This window comes from Lysinibacillus sp. G1-3 (assembly GCF_056322905.1).
The window spans coordinates 204676-223111 of record NZ_JBWHYQ010000001.1; the positions used below are offsets into that span (position 1 = coordinate 204676).

Here is an 18436-nt window from a genome sequence, read left to right on the forward strand (position 1 = left end):
ATCAACCACTCGTTACGGTGATGAGTCTAGAATTAGGGGTATCACCAAGAAAAGTGATTATTCATTCGTTATAATTAACTATAAATGAATTGAATTGCTATCTTACTTAAAATGAAAAGTTATATAATAATATGGAGAATAATACGTGTTCAAATGTTTAAATGCTAAAACGAGCTTAGAGTAATCGTAAGAAAGGGGAAACTCATATGCTGAAAAATAGTATGGTGATACGAATGACTGTAGATAAAGTACTTGTGGTGAAAAATTTAGAAGGGGCTGTCGTGCAAGGTGACTGATTTAACGAACCCCGTTACTAATTTAAAGGGAATCGGGAAAGAAACAGCAGGACATTTAGAAGCATTGGGCATCGAGACGGTAGCTGATTTGTTATGGACGTTTCCGCATCGGCACGAGGATTTTCGTTTAAAAGATTTGGCGCAAACACCACATAATGAACGTGTCACTGTTGAGTGTAAAGTTGAGCGTGAACCAACAGTATTGTTTTTAGGTCGCAATAAATCACGATTACAAGTGACGGTGCTGGCGGGTCGACATTTAGTGAAGGTTGTTTTTTTTAATCAAGGCTACTTAAAGCAAAAGCTTGTACCTGGAGCAATTATTACCGTTACAGGTAAATGGGACAGGGGCAGACAAGTTATTAATGGAACGTCTGTAACATTTGGTCCTAAGACAGATCAAGTTGACTTTGAACCTGTTTATAGTTTAAAAGGTTTAATCCCGCAAAAACGTTTTCGTAAATATATGCGCCAGGGGCTAGATGAGTTTGGTGCTGACATACCTGATGCTGTTCCACAGCGCTTACGCACGGATTATAAGCTCGCTACAATACGTGATGGGCTTGAGGGAATACATTTTCCTATTGATGCAGGACATGCAAAGCAGGCTAGAAGGCGCTTTGCCTATGAAGAGTTACTAAACTTTCAACTACGTGTTCAAGCGTTACGTAAAATTCGAAAGGACAGTGAGCACGGTACTGTTATACAGTTTGATTTGCAAAAGATACGTGCCTTTATTGCATCGTTACCATATGAATTAACGGGTGCGCAAAAACGCGTCGTCAATGAAATTTGCAAAGATTTAAAAGAGCCACATCGTATGAACCGCTTACTCCAAGGTGATGTAGGGTCAGGGAAAACTGTTGTCGCGGCAATATGTTTATATGCGGCTATAACTGCTGGTTTTCAAGGGGCATTAATGGCACCAACGGAAATTTTAGCAGAGCAGCATGCTGAGAGTTTGAAGGAATGGTTTGAGCCATTTGGCGTACGTGTAGCTTTATTATCGGGATCGACGAAGGCGAAGGAACGTCGTTTGCTTTTAGAAGAACTAGTAAATGGAGACATCGATATTTTAATTGGTACACATGCGCTAATTCAGCCAGATGTCGTTTTTTACAAGCTAGGTTTTGTTATTACAGATGAACAGCACCGTTTTGGTGTTGAGCAGCGTAGAATATTGCGTGATAAAGGAGAAAACCCAGATGTGCTCTTTATGACGGCAACACCAATCCCGCGTACTCTAGCGATTACAGCATTTGGAGAAATGGATGTTTCAATGATCGATGAAATGCCGGCAGGGCGTAAGCAAATTGAAACACATTGGATGAAAAAAGAGCAATTTGGTTCTGTTATGTCAAAGCTAGAATTAGAGCTTGCCGCCGGTAGACAGGCGTATGCTATTTGTCCGCTGATCGAGGAATCAGACAAGCTAGATGTACAAAATGCTGTAGAAATTTATGAGCAGCTTGCAACATATTTTAGTGGGCGCTACAATGTCGGATTAATGCATGGTCGTCTAACTGCTGATGAAAAAGACGCTGTCATGCGAGCCTTTAGTGAAGGAACTATTCATGTGCTTGTGTCTACAACCGTTGTTGAGGTTGGGGTTAACGTGCCGAATGCAACGTTTATGATTATTTATGACGCTGAACGCTTCGGCTTAGCTCAGCTACATCAGCTACGAGGGCGTGTTGGACGAGGAGAACATCAGTCGTATTGTGTGTTGCTTGCCGATCCGAAATCCGATGAAGGTAAAGAGCGAATGCAGTCGATGACGGAAACGAATGATGGTTTCCGCCTTGCTGAAAAGGATTTGGAACTACGTGGTCCAGGGGATTTCTTTGGTCGTAAACAAAGTGGCTTGCCAGATTTTAAAGTAGCGGATTTAGTGCACGATTATCGAATACTTGAAACTGCGAGAAAAGATGCGACGGATATGATTGAAACAGATGCTTTTTGGCATGATGATGAGTATAAATATTTACGTGACATGCTTGAAAATTCTGGCGTTTTACAAGGGGATCGCTTCGATTAGTTGAATATCGATGCTCAAATAGGAATGTGAGCACTTGTTTATAAAACAAGTCTTGCATTCTTTTTTTATACTCTATATACTGATATTAGTACCAAGTGCTAATAACAACTAAAAAGGTGGCGAATGATGTTGAGACGAACGAAAAAAGAGCGACAGCGACTATTATCCGAAACGATAGCTGATAATCCATTCGTCACAGATGAACAGCTAGCAACACAGTTTCAGGTTAGTGTCCAAACAATTCGTTTAGATCGTATGGAGTTAGCGATTCCGGAATTACGAGAACGAATTAAAGATGTTGCTTCAAAAACCTATGAAAATGAAGTAAAATCACTACCGATTGATGAAGTAATCGGAGAAATAATTGATATTGAATTGGATAATCGTGCATTATCTATTTTTGACGTAAAAGAAGAACATGTTTTTCAGCGCAATGGCATCGCACGTGGACATCATTTGTTTGCGCAGGCAAACTCATTAGCGGTAGCAGTTATTGACGATGAACTAGCATTAACAGTACATTCTAACATTTCCTTTGTGAAACCTGTTAGAGCTGGAGATCGTGTTATTACAAAAGCAATCGTTATCGGACGTGATGAAAAAAGTCATCGTACAAAAGTAGAGTTAACGTCCACTGTTAACGGTGAAACAGTTTTTGTTGGTGAATTTGATATGTACCGCACGAAAGGTAAAGGTGAACAACAATGAAATTAGCGCTTGATGGAATGGGTGGAGACAACGCACCAAAATCAGTTGTTGAAGGTGCTTTATTAGCTTTAGAGCAAATTCCGAATTTAGAAATTCAATTATATGGTCAGCAGGAAAAGCTTGAGCCATTTATAAAAATACATGATCGATTAACTGTAGTACATTGTGATGAAGTTGTCGAAGGGACAGACGATCCAGCACGCGCGGTTCGTCGTAAAAAGGATTCATCGATGGCACGAATGATGGATGCAGTTGAAGAAGGTAAGGCGGATGCTTGTCTTTCAGCTGGTAATACAGGTGCTTTAATGGCAGGAGGCTTATTTAAAGTAGGACGAATTGAGGGGATTGCTAGACCTGCTCTAGCTACTACACTTCCTACTTTAGATGGTAAGGGCTTTTTAATGCTTGATTTAGGGGCGAATGCAGATGCGCGACCTGAGCATTTATTGCAATATGCAATTATGGGAGATATTTATGCGAAAAAGGTAGGTGGCTTACAAAAGCCGCGTATCGGCTTGTTAAATATCGGTACTGAGGATAAAAAAGGGAATGAATTAACAAAGGCCGCTTTTGGCTTATTAAAAGAAGCAGATTTAAACTTTATCGGCAACGTAGAAGCTCGAGATTTACTTGAAGGGGTAGCAGACGTTGTTGTAACAGATGGCTTTACAGGTAATATGGTGCTTAAATCAATAGAAGGTACTGCTGGCGCGTTATTTTCAATGTTAAAAGAGGCGTTTATGGCTTCAACTAAAACAAAAATTTCGGCAGTACTTATGAAAAATAATTTACGCGACCTAAAAAATAAAATGGACTATACGGAGTACGGTGGTGCAGGTTTGTTTGGTTTACAAGCACCTGTGATTAAGGCGCATGGCTCATCCAATGCTAAAGCAATATACAGTGCAATTCGCCAAGCGAATACGATGGTTGAGCATACAGTCATCTCGACAATTACAGATACAGTACGTCACATAGAAATCGATTAACTTCTTTCGGCGGGTGTCCAAACACCCACTAAAATAGAGGAACTCAGTCTAAGAACGCCACGTCCTGTGGCATTACCGAAATGACCGACATCGTGTCGGCCCTCGTGCAGGCCTAGGCGCAAAGCCGATTCCGGACGCAAATTATGCCGAGGCAGAATTGATTAAAAAGGGGATTAATAAAAAATGACAAAAATAGCATTTATTTTTCCAGGCCAAGGTTCTCAAGTAGTTGGGATGGGGAAAGAGTTTATTGAGAATTCGGCAGAAAGTAAAGCATTTTATGAGCGTGCAAATCAATCACTTGGCTTTGAGCTATCTAAGCTTATGCTAGAGGGACCGGCTGAGGAGTTGACATTAACTTACCATGCTCAGCCTGCACTTCTAACTACAGGTGTGATGGTTGCTGAAAAATTACGTGCAGCAGGTATTATGCCAAATTATGCAGCTGGACATTCACTTGGGGAATATGGCGCATTAGTAATCGCTGGTGTGCTGTCGTTTGAGGATGCCGTATCTGTTGTGCATAAGCGTGGACTTTATATGAATGAAGCTGTACCTGCAGGGCAAGGTGCTATGGCTGCCATATTAGGGATGGAGCTTGAGGCATTGCATGCAGTAGCGGAAAAAGTATCTGTAGCAGGTGATCCAGTTCAAGTAGCGAATGTAAACTGTCCTGGACAAATTGTTATTTCTGGCACAAAGGAAGGCGTTGAAAAAGCTTCTTTAGCGGCTAAGGAAGCTGGTGCAAAACGAGCAATTCCTTTAGTTGTTAGTGGTCCATTCCATTCAGAGTTAATGCGACCATCATCTGAAAAGCTAAGAGAAGCGTTGGCTGATATATCATTGTCAGTTCCGCAAATTCCAGTAGTCGGTAATGTAATGGGAAAAGAGCTAGAGGATGTTCCGGCTATTCAACATGAACTAGTAGAACAAGTATATAGTGCTGTGCAGTGGGAAGCATCTGTGCGTGAAATGATTTCGCAAGGTGTGGATGTCTTTATTGAATGTGGACCAGGAAAAGTATTGAGTGGATTAGTGAAAAAAATCGATCGATCTGTCACGACATACTGTGTTTATGATGAAACATCATTAGAGGCTGTACTAGAAGCATCGAAGGAGTGGACGATTAATGCGTAAATTAGAAGGTAAAGTAGCTGTTGTAACTGGTGCTTCACGTGGAATAGGACGTGCTATTGCATTAAAGCTTGCTAATGAGGGTGCTAAAGTTGTCGTAAACTACAGCGGTTCACAAGCAAAAGCAGAAGAAGTTGTCGCAATGATTCAAGAAAATGGTGGCGAGGCAATAGCTGTACAAGCAAGTGTTTCAAAAACAGAGGAAGTTACAGCGTTAATGGATGCAACGGTGAAAACATTCGGCTCGCTTGATATTTTAGTAAATAATGCGGGGATTACACGTGATAACTTGTTAATGCGTATGAAAGAAGATGAATGGGACGATGTGTTAGATACGAACCTAAAGGGCGTTTTCCTTTGTACAAAAGCAGTAACACGTCAAATGATGAAGCAACGTGCAGGCCGTATCATTAATATTTCATCCATTGTCGGTGTAGCTGGTAATGCGGGGCAAGCTAATTACGTAGCTGCAAAAGCAGGTGTTATTGGATTAACTAAAACGACTGCTAAGGAATTAGCATCACGAAATATTTTAGTAAACGCGATTGCACCAGGCTTTATCGAAACTGAAATGACTGATCAACTACCAGAAGATATAAAGAAAGGTATGCTTACGCAAATTCCGCTAGCAAAACTTGGGCAGCCTGAGGATATCGCAAAGGCTGTAACTTTCCTAGCTTCAGATGATGCTAGCTATATGACGGGTCAAACGTTACATATAGATGGCGGCATGGTCATGTAATTTCAATTAGTCATAAATAATGATTTTTTGTATAATCATTTGAGGGGAGGTGAATAATTTGACTACAGTATTAGAACGCGTAACAAAAGTAATCGTGGACCGTTTAGGTGTTGAGGAAAGTGAAGTTACTCTAGAAGCTTCTTTCCGTGATGATTTAGGTGCTGACTCATTAGACGTAGTTGAGCTTGTAATGGAGCTTGAAGACGAATTCGATATGGAAATTTCTGATGAAGATGCTGAAAAAATCTCAACAGTTGGTTCTGCAATTTCATACATCGAAACTAAAATCAACTAATGCGTTTTAACTTTATTTAGCAGAAATTAATCACCTCTAGCGGTGTTGACATGACTGCGGTCATTTTACAATAAAAGTTTATGATTCAATAAAGTTAAAGCCTTTGGCAGAAATTACTCTTGCTTTTCTTTCATGTGAAGAGCAGAAAATGCTAAGGTGTATTTAAAAAAAGGGACGAAATGGTTCGTTGTGCGAACTGTGAACGTCCCTTTTTTTTATTTTGGAAAAAAATTAAATGATTAAACTTCCAAAACATTGCATTTAAGCCGAAATAATTTTGCATAAATGCCTTGAAAAAGGTACACTTAAACGGTAGAAACTATTAGGAAGGCAGATTGTTCAATGGCTATGAAAAGAAAAGGAACTATGCAGAAATCTGGCGTGCTTCCTGAAAAAGTACGCAATCAATTCGAGCTGTTACAGCATGAATTAAATATCACATTTAGTAATAAAAATTTATTGTATCAAGCATTCACGCATTCATCTTATGTGAATGAGCATCGCCGTAAATTGTTTACGGATAATGAGCGTCTTGAATTTTTAGGAGACGCAGTACTTGAACTGTCTGTTTCTAAATACCTTTTTGAGAAATACCCTAATATGAGTGAGGGTGAGTTGACGAAACTACGAGCATCCATAGTATGTGAGCCATCACTTGTTATCTTTGCAAATGAATTAGGTTTTGGCCGCTTTGTATTACTCGGAAAAGGTGAGGAATTAACAGGTGGACGGGAACGCCCAGCGCTACTTGCAGATGTATTTGAGTCATTTGTTGGCGCCCTTTATTTAGATCAAGGCTTACAAACGGTTGTGTGCTTTTTAGAACGAATCGTATTCCCGAAAGTAGAAGTCGGTGCTTTTTCGCATGTGATGGATTTTAAAAGCCAATTGCAAGAAATGGTGCAGCAAACAAATAACGGTCTTCTTCATTATGAAATTGTTGATGAAAAGGGTCCAGCGCATAACCGTACCTTTGTATCGAGCGTACTGTTGAATGGACAGGAGCTTGGAATTGGTCGTGGGAAATCAAAAAAAGAAGCCGAGCAGCAAGCAGCGCAATGTGCAATGCGTACGATGCGTGAACGCACTGCAAAAGAGGAGGCTTAATAGATGTTCCTAAAACGACTCGAAGTGATTGGCTTTAAATCTTTTGCGGAGCGCATTGGAATTGATTTTGTACCCGGTGTTACAGCAGTGGTTGGACCAAATGGCAGTGGGAAAAGTAATGTCACTGATGCCATTCGTTGGGTACTTGGGGAGCAATCGGCAAAGTCGTTACGTGGGGCAAAGATGGAGGATGTTATTTTTGCTGGGAGTGACTCACGTAAGCCACTAAACTTTGCAGAGGTAACGCTTATTTTAGATAACACAGATGAGCAGCTTGCTTTTTCATATACAGAAGTCAGCGTAACAAGACGCGTATACCGTTCAGGTGATAGTGAATATTTACTTAATAACCAGCAGTGTCGCCTGAAGGATATTACGGACTTGTTTATGGACTCGGGACTTGGGAAAGAGGCCTTCTCCATTATTTCACAAGGCCGTGTTGATGAAATTTTAAATAGCCGACCTGATGACCGTCGTTCAATTTTTGAAGAGGCAGCTGGCGTGTTAAAGTATAAATTAAGAAAGAAGAAGGCAGAGCATAAGCTTGTTGAAACAGATGAAAATTTGTATCGTGTTTTAGATATTTTACATGAGCTAGATAGTCGTCTGGAGCCGTTAGAAATTCAGGCATCAAGTGCAAGAGATTATGTGCAAATGTCAACAGAGTTAAAGGATTTTGATATTGCCATCCTTGTGCACGATTTAAAAAATTGTGCACAATCTTTGCATGCTCTAAAAACAGAGTACACAGAGCTTTATGAAACAGAGCAAAAACAAGCTCATCATATTTCTTCGATAGAAAAGCAAACTGCCAGTATTCGAAAGCTTTTAAAAGAGCTAGATGATTATTTAGATACTACTCAGGCTGAGTTTGTTAATGCAACGATGGAGGTAGAGCGCTGGGATGGTCGTAAAGCGTTAATGGCTGAAAAGCGACAAAATGCTTCTAATCAACTACTTCAATTAAATACGGCATTACAAGAAGCAAAAGATGAGGTTGAGTCTCTTATAGCTCAAGAGCAAGAGAAAAAAGAATTGTTTGGAGAAAAGCAGCAAGAGGTATCGGAGCTGAAACAAAGCATTAAGCAATTAGAACAATCTTTAAATCGCTCTGTTTCTGAAATTGAACAAGAAATTGAAGAACAAAAAAACCGATATATCGACTCCTTAAACGAAGAAGCAACAGTAAAAAATGAATTAAAAAATATTGAACAACAAATAGTACAGCAAAAAGCGATGGCGGCACGAATGTCAGGCCAAACGGATGAAATCGGGCAAGAACTTTCGCAAGCTTTAGCGGAAAAAGAGAAGCTAGTTGTTGATCATACTACAACAACAAGCGAATTACAGAACAAGCTTGAGCAATATGAAGCATTGCAAATACAGCTTAAGAATGTGAATGCATCGTTTAATGAAAAGCAGGATATGCTTTATAAAGCTTATCAGCATCAGCAGCAACTTAAGGCTAGAAAAGATACGTTAGCTGAACTAGAAGCCGATTTCTCTGGGTTCTTCCATGGAGTAAAAGAAGTATTATTAGCGCGTGATAAAGGTGAATTAGCTGGGATTGAGGGAGCTGTTGCTGAGTTAATCCAAGTGGATGGGAAATATTCACAGGCTATTGAAACGGCATTAGGGGCAGCTTCTCAGCATATTGTGACAACCGATGAACGATATGCTCAACAGGCGATTCATTGGTTAAAACAAAAGAGAGCTGGACGCGCAACATTTTTACCGAAGACAGTTATCAAGTCACGAAAAATTAATCTATCTATGATCCAGTTAGCTACTGAGCACCCAGCATTTGTTCAAATGGCTGATGCACTTGTCACGTTCGGTGAAGAGAACCGTACAATTGTCGAGAACCTCCTTGGCAATGTCATCGTCGCATCAAATTTAGAAGGTGCAAGTCAAATTGCTCGATTATGCGGATTTAGATATCGTGTTGTAACACTTGATGGTGATATCGTCAATGCAGGTGGTTCATTAACAGGTGGTGCAACGAAGCAACAATCTTCACTTTTTACAAGGAAAGCAGAATTAGATGGTTTAGTAGTAAAGTTAGAATCGTTGGAAGCATCTATTTATAGTGCTGAACAGTCTGTCTCGGATGAAAAAGAGAAGCTTGCAGTATTGCGAGACAAAGTAGAGCAATTGAAACTTGACGGTGAACAACTACGAAAAGATGAAATGCAGCAAGCGAGTCGTATTCGTGAGTTAGAGGTTGTTGAGAAAAGCTTATCTGCCCGAGTATCTTTTGCTTCTAATGAAACGCAAGATGTAAAAACTCGCGAAGAAGCATTATTAGCTCAAAAGGAAGCGGCCACGGAGCGTTTAACGGCATTAGCGACAGAGCTGTTAGAAATAAATGAAACAGTGGAACAACTAAGTAAAGTGAAGCTACAAAGTGAATCGGAAAAAGATGTAATTCGTGAGCAGTCTGCAGAAAAACGCTCGCAGTTAGCGGTAATGCAGGAGCAAATGTCACAAGTGCAAATTGCTACAGCAGAGTTAGCCCTACAATTAAACAAAGCTCGTCAAAAAGTCGACAATATTTCTCAGGAAATAATCTGGCTTCAATCTGATGAATCGACAAAACTTTTAAGCGATGAAGAAGTGGATGAGCAGGTTGCTACGTGGAAAGTGAGAAGAGATTCGCTGCAGGATACTATTTCACAGAAAAAAGATGAAAAAGTAGCACAACAACAAGAGCTTACTACTTTAGAAGAACAGCTGAAAGAATTGCAACGTACGCATAAAGGTTATCTTGAGGCGATTCGTGCAAATGAATTGAAACGAAGTCGCGTAGAATTCGAAATCAATAATTTCAATGAACAGCTAGAAGAAAATTATCAGCTAACATTTGCGGAAGCTGAAGAGTTAGCTCTAGCCATTGAAGATGAAGAGCATATGCGACGTCGAGTGAAATTACTGAAGAAATCTATAGAAGAGCTAGGTCCGGTTAACTTGAGCGCTATTGAGGAATACGATCGGGTACTTGAACGCCATTCATTTTTAACTGAGCAGCGTGAAGATTTACTTGCTGCACAGGAAACATTACATGAGGCTATTAAAGAAATGGATGAAGAAATGACGCTACGATTTAGTGAAACTTTCTATGCCATTCGAGAGCAATTTAAACGTGTATTCCGTGAATTGTTTGGTGGAGGTCAGGCAGATTTAGTATTATTGGACCCTCAAAACCTGCTTGAAACAGGTATTGAAATTGTAGCTCAACCGCCAGGAAAAAAACTACAAAATCTAAGCTTGCTTTCAGGTGGCGAACGGGCACTAACTGCAATCGCTTTATTATTCTCCATTCTAAATATACGACCTGTACCTTTCTGCATTCTCGATGAGGTAGAGGCGGCTTTAGATGAGGCAAATGTCGTTCGATATAGCCAATATTTGAAGAAATTTAGCCGTAATACGCAATTTATTGTGATCACACATCGTAAAGGAACGATGGAGGGAGCAGATGTGCTGTATGGTATTACAATGCAGGAATCTGGTGTATCTAAACTTGTATCAGTAAAATTAGAAGATGAACCCGTACTTGCGGAGCAAAGGAGCGAACAAGCATGAGTTTTTTTAAACGTTTAAAAGATAAATTGGTAGGCAACCCAGTTGAGGAAGAAAAAAAGGTAGAAGAGAGTAATGAAGAAGAAGTTGCTGAACCGAAGGAAGACGAAGCAACTGAGCCCGCTCAAACGGAAGCAACTGAGCCCGTTCAAACGGAAGCAACTGTAGAGGAAGCTGAAAAAGTTGAGGAAGTTTCTGTAACGGAAAGCTTAATTGAAACAGAAATTCCTGAAGAAATTGACCATGAACAACTTGAACAACTTGAACAACTTGAACAACTTGAACAACAAGAAGTGCAAGAAGTTGCGATAGTGGAAGAACCAGTAGAGGAGAAAAAGCCTTCTGCATGGTCTATTACACAAAAGTTCAAGGCTGGACTGGAAAAAACGCGTAATTCATTTACTTCAAAAGTGAATGATCTAGTTGCTCGTTATCGAAAAGTGGACGAAGATTTCTTTGAAGAGTTAGAAGACTTATTATTACAGGCAGACGTTGGTTTTGAAACAGTAATGGAGCTAATGGATAAATTACGCTTCGAGGTTCAGCGTAAAAATATCAAAGATACAAACGGAATTCAAACGATTATTTCTGAAAAACTTGTGGAAATTTATGAGCAAGGAGAAGAAGATTTAATCGAACTTAATATGCAACCTGAAGCGGAGCTTACTGTCATTTTATTCGTGGGGGTAAACGGTGTTGGGAAAACGACTACTATCGGTAAACTTGCCCATCGTCTAAAATCACAAGGTAAAACAGTTGTTTTAGCGGCAGGTGATACTTTCCGTGCTGGTGCCATCGACCAATTACAAGTTTGGGGAGACCGTGTTGGCTGTGAAGTGATTAAACAATCGGAAGGCTCAGATCCAGCAGCGGTTATGTACGATGCTATTCGTGCAGCGAAAAACCGTAAAGCAGATGTGTTGATTTGTGATACAGCAGGACGTCTGCAAAATAAAGTGAACTTAATGAATGAGCTTGAGAAAGTTCATCGAGTAATCTCTCGAGAGATACCGAATGCTCCGCATGAAGTACTATTAGCATTAGATGCAACAACAGGTCAAAATGCACTTGTTCAAGCACAAACATTTAAGGAAGCTACAAATGTAACAGGAATTGTTTTAACAAAGCTTGACGGCACTGCTAAAGGTGGTATTGTTCTTGCTATTCGAAATAAATTACACATTCCTGTGAAGTTTGTAGGTCTTGGTGAAAAGATGGATGATTTACAACCATTCGATGCAGAACGCTATGTGTATGGTTTATTTGCGGAGGGTTTAGATAAAGAATTACAAAATAATGAGGATTAACAAATAATTGTTAATTGTGGCGCTCGTCTGTGCAGGGGAATCGCGTTGTTTAAAAGGGAAATACTAGCTATAGGTGAAAAACACCTAAAAAGCAGTTAATTAAGGCTTTTAGACAAGGAGATTACCTTGACACAGACGGGCGCTTTTCGATATGATACAAATGACTAATAACGGGAGGAGAAACATTCGATGCTACTTGAAAAAACAACACGCATGAACTTTCTCTTCGACTTTTATCAAGCATTATTAACAGATAAGCAACGAAGTTATATGGAGCTATATTATTTAGATGACAACTCTCTTGGAGAGATCGCTGAATCGTATGGAGTTTCACGCCAAGCTGTCTATGATAATATTCGTCGAACAGAAGCGATGCTTGAAGAATATGAAGAAAAACTATGTTTATTGGAAAAATTTCAACAACGTACACAAATGCTTGCGCAGCTAACAATAGGGATTACAGAACAAAGTATGACAGGTGAAGAGCAGTTAGCGCTTATAGAACAGTTGAAAGAATGGGATTAGGAGGCGAAAGCAATGGCTTTTGAAGGATTAGCGGAACGACTCCAAGGAACGATCCAAAAGATTAAAGGTAAAGGTAAAGTATCGGAACAAGACGTTAAAGAAATGATGCGAGAAGTCCGATTTGCTTTAATCGAGGCGGATGTTAACTTAAAAGTTGTCAAAGAATTCGTTAAAAAGGTCAGTGAACGTGCTGTCGGCGTGGATGTTATGCAAAGCTTAACGCCAGGTCAGCAAGTTATTAAAATCGTACAAGACGAATTAACAGAATTAATGGGTGGCGAGCAAAGCCCAATCAAATTTAATACTAAGCCACCGACAGTTATTATGATGGTCGGCTTACAAGGTGCGGGGAAAACGACTACTACTGGTAAATTGGCAAATGTGTTACGTAAAAAATATAATCGTAAGCCATTGCTAGTTGCTGCTGACGTTTATCGTCCAGCGGCTGTTCAACAGCTACAAACATTAGGGAAGCAGTTATCTCTACCTGTTTTTGCGTTAGGTACTGATGTATCTCCAGTAGAAATCGCAAGACAGGCAATAGAATTGGCAAAAGAAGAACATCATGATGTTGTCATAATTGATACAGCGGGTCGCTTGCATATCGATGAAGAATTAATGCAAGAGTTAAAAGATATTCGTGCGTTAAAAGAGCCGGATGAAGTGTTCCTAGTTGTAGATGCTATGACAGGTCAGGATGCTGTAAACGTGGCAGATAGTTTTAATGAAGCAATCGGTATTACGGGGGTTGTTTTAACAAAGCTTGATGGTGATACACGTGGTGGTGCGGCGTTATCAATTCGTTCCGTTACGCAGAAGCCGATAAAATTTGTCGGTATGGGTGAGAAGATGGATGCGCTGGAACCTTTCCATCCAGAGCGTATGGCATCTCGTATATTAGGTATGGGTGACGTTTTATCGCTTATTGAAAAGGCTCAGGCAAATGTTGATGAAGCTAAGGCTAAAGAACTAGAGGAAAAATTTAAAACTCAGAGCTTTACATTCGATGATTTTGTTGAGCAATTGCAGCAAGTAAAGAAAATGGGTCCGCTTGAGGATATTTTAAAAATGTTACCAGGCGCTGGCAAAATCAAAGGCTTAGACAATGTTAAAGTTGATGATAAGCAAATGGGCCGCGTAGAAGCGATTATTTATTCGATGACACCTGCTGAAAAGACGAATCCGGAAATCATTAACGGTAGCCGTAAAAAGCGCATAGCGAAGGGTTCTGGGACATCAATTCAAGAGGTAAATCGTTTAATAAAGCAATTTGATGAAATGAAAAAAATGATGAAGCAAATGACAGGCATGGCAAGTGGCAAAGGAAAGAAAAAGATGAAACTACCAGGCTTCGATTCATTGTTTAAATAATAATTTTTAGGTGTTAAGAAAAAACACTTTACAAACAACCTAAACATTGATAATATACTATCTTGTGTGAAACTTATTCGGAGGTGCTATTAAAATGGCAGTTAAAATTCGCTTAAAACGTATGGGAGCTAAAAAATCTCCTTTCTATCGTATCGTAGTTGCAGACGCTCGTTCACCACGTGACGGTCGTTCAATCGAAACAGTTGGTACTTACAACCCACTAACTCAACCAGCTACTGTAAACATCGATGAAGAGAAAGCTCTTAAATGGTTAACTGACGGTGCAAAACCATCAGATACAGTGCGTAACTTGTTCTCAGAACAAGGAATCATGGAAAAATTCCATAACCAAAAATTCAGTAAATAATCGGGGGCGACGTCTTTGAAGCAGCTGATTGAAGCAATCGTTTTACCGTTAGTCGATTATCCAGAAGAAGTTCGTATTGAGACGGATGAAAATGCAAATCGAATTGTTTATAAACTTTTTGTTCATCCAGAGGATCGAGGGAAAGTCATAGGCAAGCAAGGGCGAGTAGCGAAAGCAATTCGTACAATTGTTTATTCAGCGGCGGGTAGTCACCATCAAAAAAAGACCTACGTCGATATATTGGATTGATAGAAAAGATTTTCACGCTCTTTTACATGCAACAAGCACTGGAGAGTCCTGATAGGTATGTTTACATGCACTTAGGAATTCGAAGTGGCTTTGAGGTAAAGCGGGAAATCTGGACTACAAAGGAAGGAGCTTGCCGGTTCCTTCCTTTTTTCATTATCATCATTACTTTGAGAAGTAATTGAACATAATGACATTAAGGGACTTCTTAGCTATAACATCGTCCGCCAAAAGTTAATCTGCTACTTTAGGTGAAAGTGAGAGAAGGTTACTTTTGTTCTGGCTAGCTAGTAGCTTGACGGGGATAGGCATGTTTAGCAATTGTGTACTGTGCGAAAGAGAAGTGACAGCACAATTATGTCAAGGCGAAATGCATACGAGGTGAGATTTGAATGGAATGGTTTAATGTAGGTCGTATTGTCAATACACACGGTATTCGCGGTGAGGTGCGTGTGTTATCAACAACAGACTTTGAAGATGAACGCTTCGCAGTAGGAAATAAGCTTGCGGCGTTTAAAAAAGACGATAAAAAGCCAACATGGGTAACGATTGAATCAATGCGTCGTCATAAAAACTTCATCTTATTAACTTTTGAAGGCATGAACAACATTAATATTGTTGAACCTTTTAAAGAAGGAATGCTTAAAATTACGAAGGATCAAATGACAGATGATTTATTAAAGGAAAATGAATATTTCTTCCATGAAATAATTGGCTGTACAATTGTATCTGAAGAAGGCGAAACGATCGGAGTAGTAGCCGAAATCCTTCAAACAGGAGCAAATGATGTATGGGTAGTCAAGGCAAGTAAAAAAGAGCATTACATCCCATATATCGAAGACATCGTCAAGGAAATTGATGTGGATGAGAAGAAAATTGTGATCCATGTAATGGAAGGCTTGTTATGATGAATATCAATGTGTTAAGTCTATTTCCTGATATGTTTACAGGCGTTTTTGGTGCATCCATATTAAAGAAAGCACAGGAAAAAGGGGCTGTAAAGCTAGAAGTAACTGATATCCGTGGGTTTTCGGGTAACAAGCATAATCAAGTAGATGATTATCCGTATGGCGGTGGTGCGGGCATGGTATTAAAACCAGAGCCTATGTTTAGCGCTGTCGAGTCTATTACAGAAGGAAGAAATCCTCGTATCATTTTGATGTGTCCACAAGGTGAGCGTTTTACTCAAAAAAAGGCAGAAGAGCTAGCGCAAGAACAAGAACTAGTATTTTTATGTGGTCATTATGAAGGTTATGATGAACGCATTCGCCAACATCTTGTTACAGACGAGATTTCAATTGGAGATTTCGTATTAACTGGTGGCGAACTAGGGGCTATGACGGTTATAGATAGCGTTGTACGACTTCTGCCGGGGGTTTTAGGACAAGAGGATTCCCACATACAAGATTCGTTCTCAACAGGCCTTCTAGAGCACCCACATTATACACGACCTGCTGAATTTCGCGGAATGAAAGTACCTGATATTTTACTATCGGGTAATCATGCGAAGATTGAGCAATGGCGCGAGGAAGAATCTTTGAAAAGAACGTTCGAACGTCGTCCAGATTTACTCGAGAATTATCCGTTAACAGATAAGCAAAAATTGTATTTAGAAAAACTTAAAAACAATAATAAAGATGCTTGATTGCTATCTATTTTTATGATAACATCTAATCTGTACTTCTATGTGGAGTACTGAATTACGGTGTTCCGCTGTGGCATAGATTGCGTGCAAGAGCATCTGTCTAAGGAGAGAAAACAATGTCAAACATTATTACAGAAATTACTAAAGCTCAGCTTCGCACTGATCTACCATCTTTCCGTCCAGGTGATACTGTTAAGGTACACGTGAAAGTAGTAGAGGGTACTCGTGAACGTGTCCAAGTATACGAAGGTGTAGTAATTAAACGTCGTGGTGGCGGTATTAGCGAAACTTTCACAGTTCGTAAAATTTCTTATGGTGTAGGTGTTGAACGTACATTCCCTGTACACACACCAAAAATCGCTAACTTAGAAGTTGTACGTCGTGGTAAAGTACGTCGTGCTAAACTTTACTACCTACGTAACCTACGTGGTAAAGCTGCTCGTATTAAAGAAATTCGATAATTATGACTTAAAAGTGAGGGGCTTGTACAACAAGCCCCTTTTCTTTTTGCTTGTCATCTTAAATAGCTATCAACTAAAATGAGGATAGACAAGGGGGCAATTCTCGATGGAAAAGCAGGTTAAGGAAAAGAATGAACTATGGGAATGGACTAAGGCACTTCTAATTGCATTTGCGATTGCAGCGATTATTCGATATTTTTTATTTACACCTATTGCAGTAGATGGAGAGTCCATGATGCCAACCCTTGAAGATGGCGATCGTATGATTGTGAATAAAATTGGTTATAAAATAGGTGAACCAAAACGCTTTGATATTGTTGTATTCCACGCTCCTGAAAAGAAGAACTATATTAAACGTGTTATTGGGCTACCAGGAGATACTTTGGAATATAAAAATGATCAATTATACATTAACGGTGAACCGATAGACGAACCTTATTTAGATGCTTACAAATCAGAAATTACAGAAGGTACTTTAACAGAGGATTTTAAGTTAAACGACATTGATGTAAACCTAAAAGATGATGTAATTCCAGAAGGTTATGTTTTTGTTATGGGAGATAATCGTCGATACAGTAAGGACAGTCGTCATATTGGACTTGTCGATCAGAAAGAGATTATTGGTAATACAAGTCTGATTTTCTGGCCGTTTAGTGATATTAAAATTGTAAAGTAATTCTTGAAAGGGAGGGTTAAATACTCCCTTTTTCTTTTAGTTTAGGAGGTATAGGTATGACTATACAATGGTTTCCAGGGCATATGGCAAAGGCCCGCAGAGAAGTAACAGAAAAATTAAAGCTCGTTGATATTATTTTTGAATTAATAGATGCACGTTTACCTCTATCTTCCCGAAATCCGATGATAGACGAAGTGATAAATCAAAAACCACGTCTTCTTATTTTAAATAAATCAGATATGGCAGATGAGCATGAAACACGTAAGTGGGTAGAGTATTTTGCACAACGTGGTCATAAGGCGGTAGCAATCAATTCTCTTGAAGGCAAAGGCTTACAGCAGGTGACAAAGGCTGCCCAAGAAATATTGAAAGAAAAATTTGACCGTATGAAGTCACGTGGGATGAAGCCAAGAGCTATTCGCGCAATGATTGTTGGAATTCCTAACGTAGGGAAATCTACGCTTATTAATCGTCTTGCAAAGAAAAATATAGCCAAAACAGGTAATACGCCAGGGGTAACTAAGGCTCAGCAATGGATAAAGGTTGGGAAGGAGCTTGAATTACTCGATACCCCAGGTATTTTATGGCCGAAATTTGAAGATCAAGAAGTAGGCTTCAAATTAGCCCTAACAGGTGCTATAAAGGATACTATAACGAATATGGAGGATTTAGCTGTATATGGTCTACGCTTTTTATCCATTCATTATCCAGCGCGAATGGAAGAGCGCTATGGCTTCCAGTTTGTACATGAAGATTTAGTTGAGACTTTCGACCATATCGGTAAACTTCGTCGTGTGTTCGGTCCTGGTGGAGAAATCGATTATGATCAAGTAGCTCAACTAATCGTTCGAGATATTCGTGGTTTACAATTAGGCAAACTAACATTTGACTTTGTTGACGAACAACTTGAAAAAGAAACAGAGCAGCAATAAAGAAAACTGTCATAC

At 39.6% G+C, this 18436-nt stretch carries 18 protein-coding genes; all 18 read left to right on the forward strand.

The window, feature by feature from the left end:
* The first annotated feature begins 288 nt into the window (after positions 1-288).
* Positions 289-2334, forward strand: coding sequence for an ATP-dependent DNA helicase RecG (gene recG, locus ACVYAD_RS00935; protein WP_386826823.1), 2046 nt, complete (start codon positions 289-291; stop codon positions 2332-2334).
* A gap of 129 nt (positions 2335-2463) precedes the next feature.
* On the forward strand, positions 2464-3042 hold the full coding sequence (fapR, locus tag ACVYAD_RS00940; RefSeq protein WP_079560862.1) for a transcription factor FapR: 579 nt from the start codon (positions 2464-2466) through the stop codon (positions 3040-3042).
* Positions 3039-4031 (forward strand): phosphate acyltransferase PlsX, encoded by a 993-nt coding sequence (plsX, locus tag ACVYAD_RS00945; RefSeq protein ID WP_349660831.1) that lies wholly within the window; start codon positions 3039-3041, stop codon positions 4029-4031. The genes fapR and plsX overlap by 4 nt, the downstream gene beginning before the upstream one ends.
* 183 nt (positions 4032-4214) lie before the next feature.
* Positions 4215-5168: an ACP S-malonyltransferase gene (fabD, locus tag ACVYAD_RS00950; protein ID WP_476424005.1), complete on the forward strand. Its 954-nt coding sequence runs from the start codon at positions 4215-4217 to the stop codon at positions 5166-5168.
* Positions 5161-5907 carry a 3-oxoacyl-[acyl-carrier-protein] reductase gene (gene fabG, locus ACVYAD_RS00955; RefSeq protein ID WP_476424006.1) on the forward strand — a complete coding sequence of 249 codons (747 nt, stop codon included), beginning with the start codon at positions 5161-5163 and terminating at the stop codon, positions 5905-5907. The genes fabD and fabG overlap by 8 nt, the downstream gene beginning before the upstream one ends.
* Positions 5908-5965: 58 nt before the next feature.
* Positions 5966-6202, forward strand: a complete 237-nt coding sequence (gene acpP, locus ACVYAD_RS00960) for an acyl carrier protein (RefSeq protein WP_349660834.1) — start codon at positions 5966-5968, stop codon at positions 6200-6202.
* Positions 6203-6544: 342 nt separating this feature from the next.
* The gene (rnc, locus tag ACVYAD_RS00965; RefSeq protein WP_349660835.1) at positions 6545-7309 is read left to right on the forward strand and encodes a ribonuclease III; all 765 of its coding nucleotides are present in this window, start codon (positions 6545-6547) and stop codon (positions 7307-7309) included.
* 3 nt (positions 7310-7312) lie between these two features.
* A complete protein-coding gene (smc, locus tag ACVYAD_RS00970; protein ID WP_476424008.1) occupies positions 7313-10894 on the forward strand; it encodes a chromosome segregation protein SMC in 3582 nt (1193 codons plus the stop codon).
* Positions 10891-12198 carry a signal recognition particle-docking protein FtsY gene (gene ftsY / locus ACVYAD_RS00975; protein ID WP_476424010.1) on the forward strand — a complete coding sequence of 436 codons (1308 nt, stop codon included), beginning with the start codon at positions 10891-10893 and terminating at the stop codon, positions 12196-12198. The genes smc and ftsY overlap by 4 nt, the downstream gene beginning before the upstream one ends.
* Positions 12199-12387: 189 nt before the next feature.
* Positions 12388-12723: a putative DNA-binding protein gene (locus ACVYAD_RS00980; protein WP_349660838.1), complete on the forward strand. Its 336-nt coding sequence runs from the start codon at positions 12388-12390 to the stop codon at positions 12721-12723.
* A 12-nt stretch (positions 12724-12735) separates the two neighbouring features.
* Positions 12736-14094: a signal recognition particle protein gene (gene ffh, locus ACVYAD_RS00985; protein WP_349660839.1), complete on the forward strand. Its 1359-nt coding sequence runs from the start codon at positions 12736-12738 to the stop codon at positions 14092-14094.
* 94 nt (positions 14095-14188) lie between these two features.
* Positions 14189-14461 carry a 30S ribosomal protein S16 gene (gene rpsP / locus ACVYAD_RS00990; protein ID WP_053483320.1) on the forward strand — a complete coding sequence of 91 codons (273 nt, stop codon included), beginning with the start codon at positions 14189-14191 and terminating at the stop codon, positions 14459-14461.
* A gap of 15 nt (positions 14462-14476) precedes the next feature.
* Positions 14477-14710 (forward strand): KH domain-containing protein, encoded by a 234-nt coding sequence (locus tag ACVYAD_RS00995; RefSeq protein ID WP_004269410.1) that lies wholly within the window; start codon positions 14477-14479, stop codon positions 14708-14710.
* 389 nt (positions 14711-15099) lie between these two features.
* A complete protein-coding gene (gene rimM / locus ACVYAD_RS01000) occupies positions 15100-15615 on the forward strand; it encodes a ribosome maturation factor RimM (RefSeq protein WP_349660840.1) in 516 nt (171 codons plus the stop codon).
* Positions 15615-16352 (forward strand): tRNA (guanosine(37)-N1)-methyltransferase TrmD, encoded by a 738-nt coding sequence (gene trmD / locus ACVYAD_RS01005; RefSeq protein WP_349660910.1) that lies wholly within the window; start codon positions 15615-15617, stop codon positions 16350-16352. Before rimM ends, trmD begins: the two co-directional genes overlap by 1 nt.
* Positions 16353-16468: 116 nt before the next feature.
* Positions 16469-16813: a 50S ribosomal protein L19 gene (rplS, locus tag ACVYAD_RS01010; RefSeq protein ID WP_079560440.1), complete on the forward strand. Its 345-nt coding sequence runs from the start codon at positions 16469-16471 to the stop codon at positions 16811-16813.
* A 106-nt stretch (positions 16814-16919) separates the two neighbouring features.
* Complete coding sequence (lepB, locus tag ACVYAD_RS01015) at positions 16920-17489, forward strand: signal peptidase I (protein ID WP_349660841.1); 570 nt, start codon at positions 16920-16922, stop codon at positions 17487-17489.
* 56 nt (positions 17490-17545) lie between these two features.
* Entirely contained in the window at positions 17546-18421 is an 876-nt protein-coding gene (ylqF, locus tag ACVYAD_RS01020) for a ribosome biogenesis GTPase YlqF (RefSeq protein WP_349660842.1), read from the forward strand.
* The last annotated feature ends 15 nt before the right edge of the window (positions 18422-18436 follow it).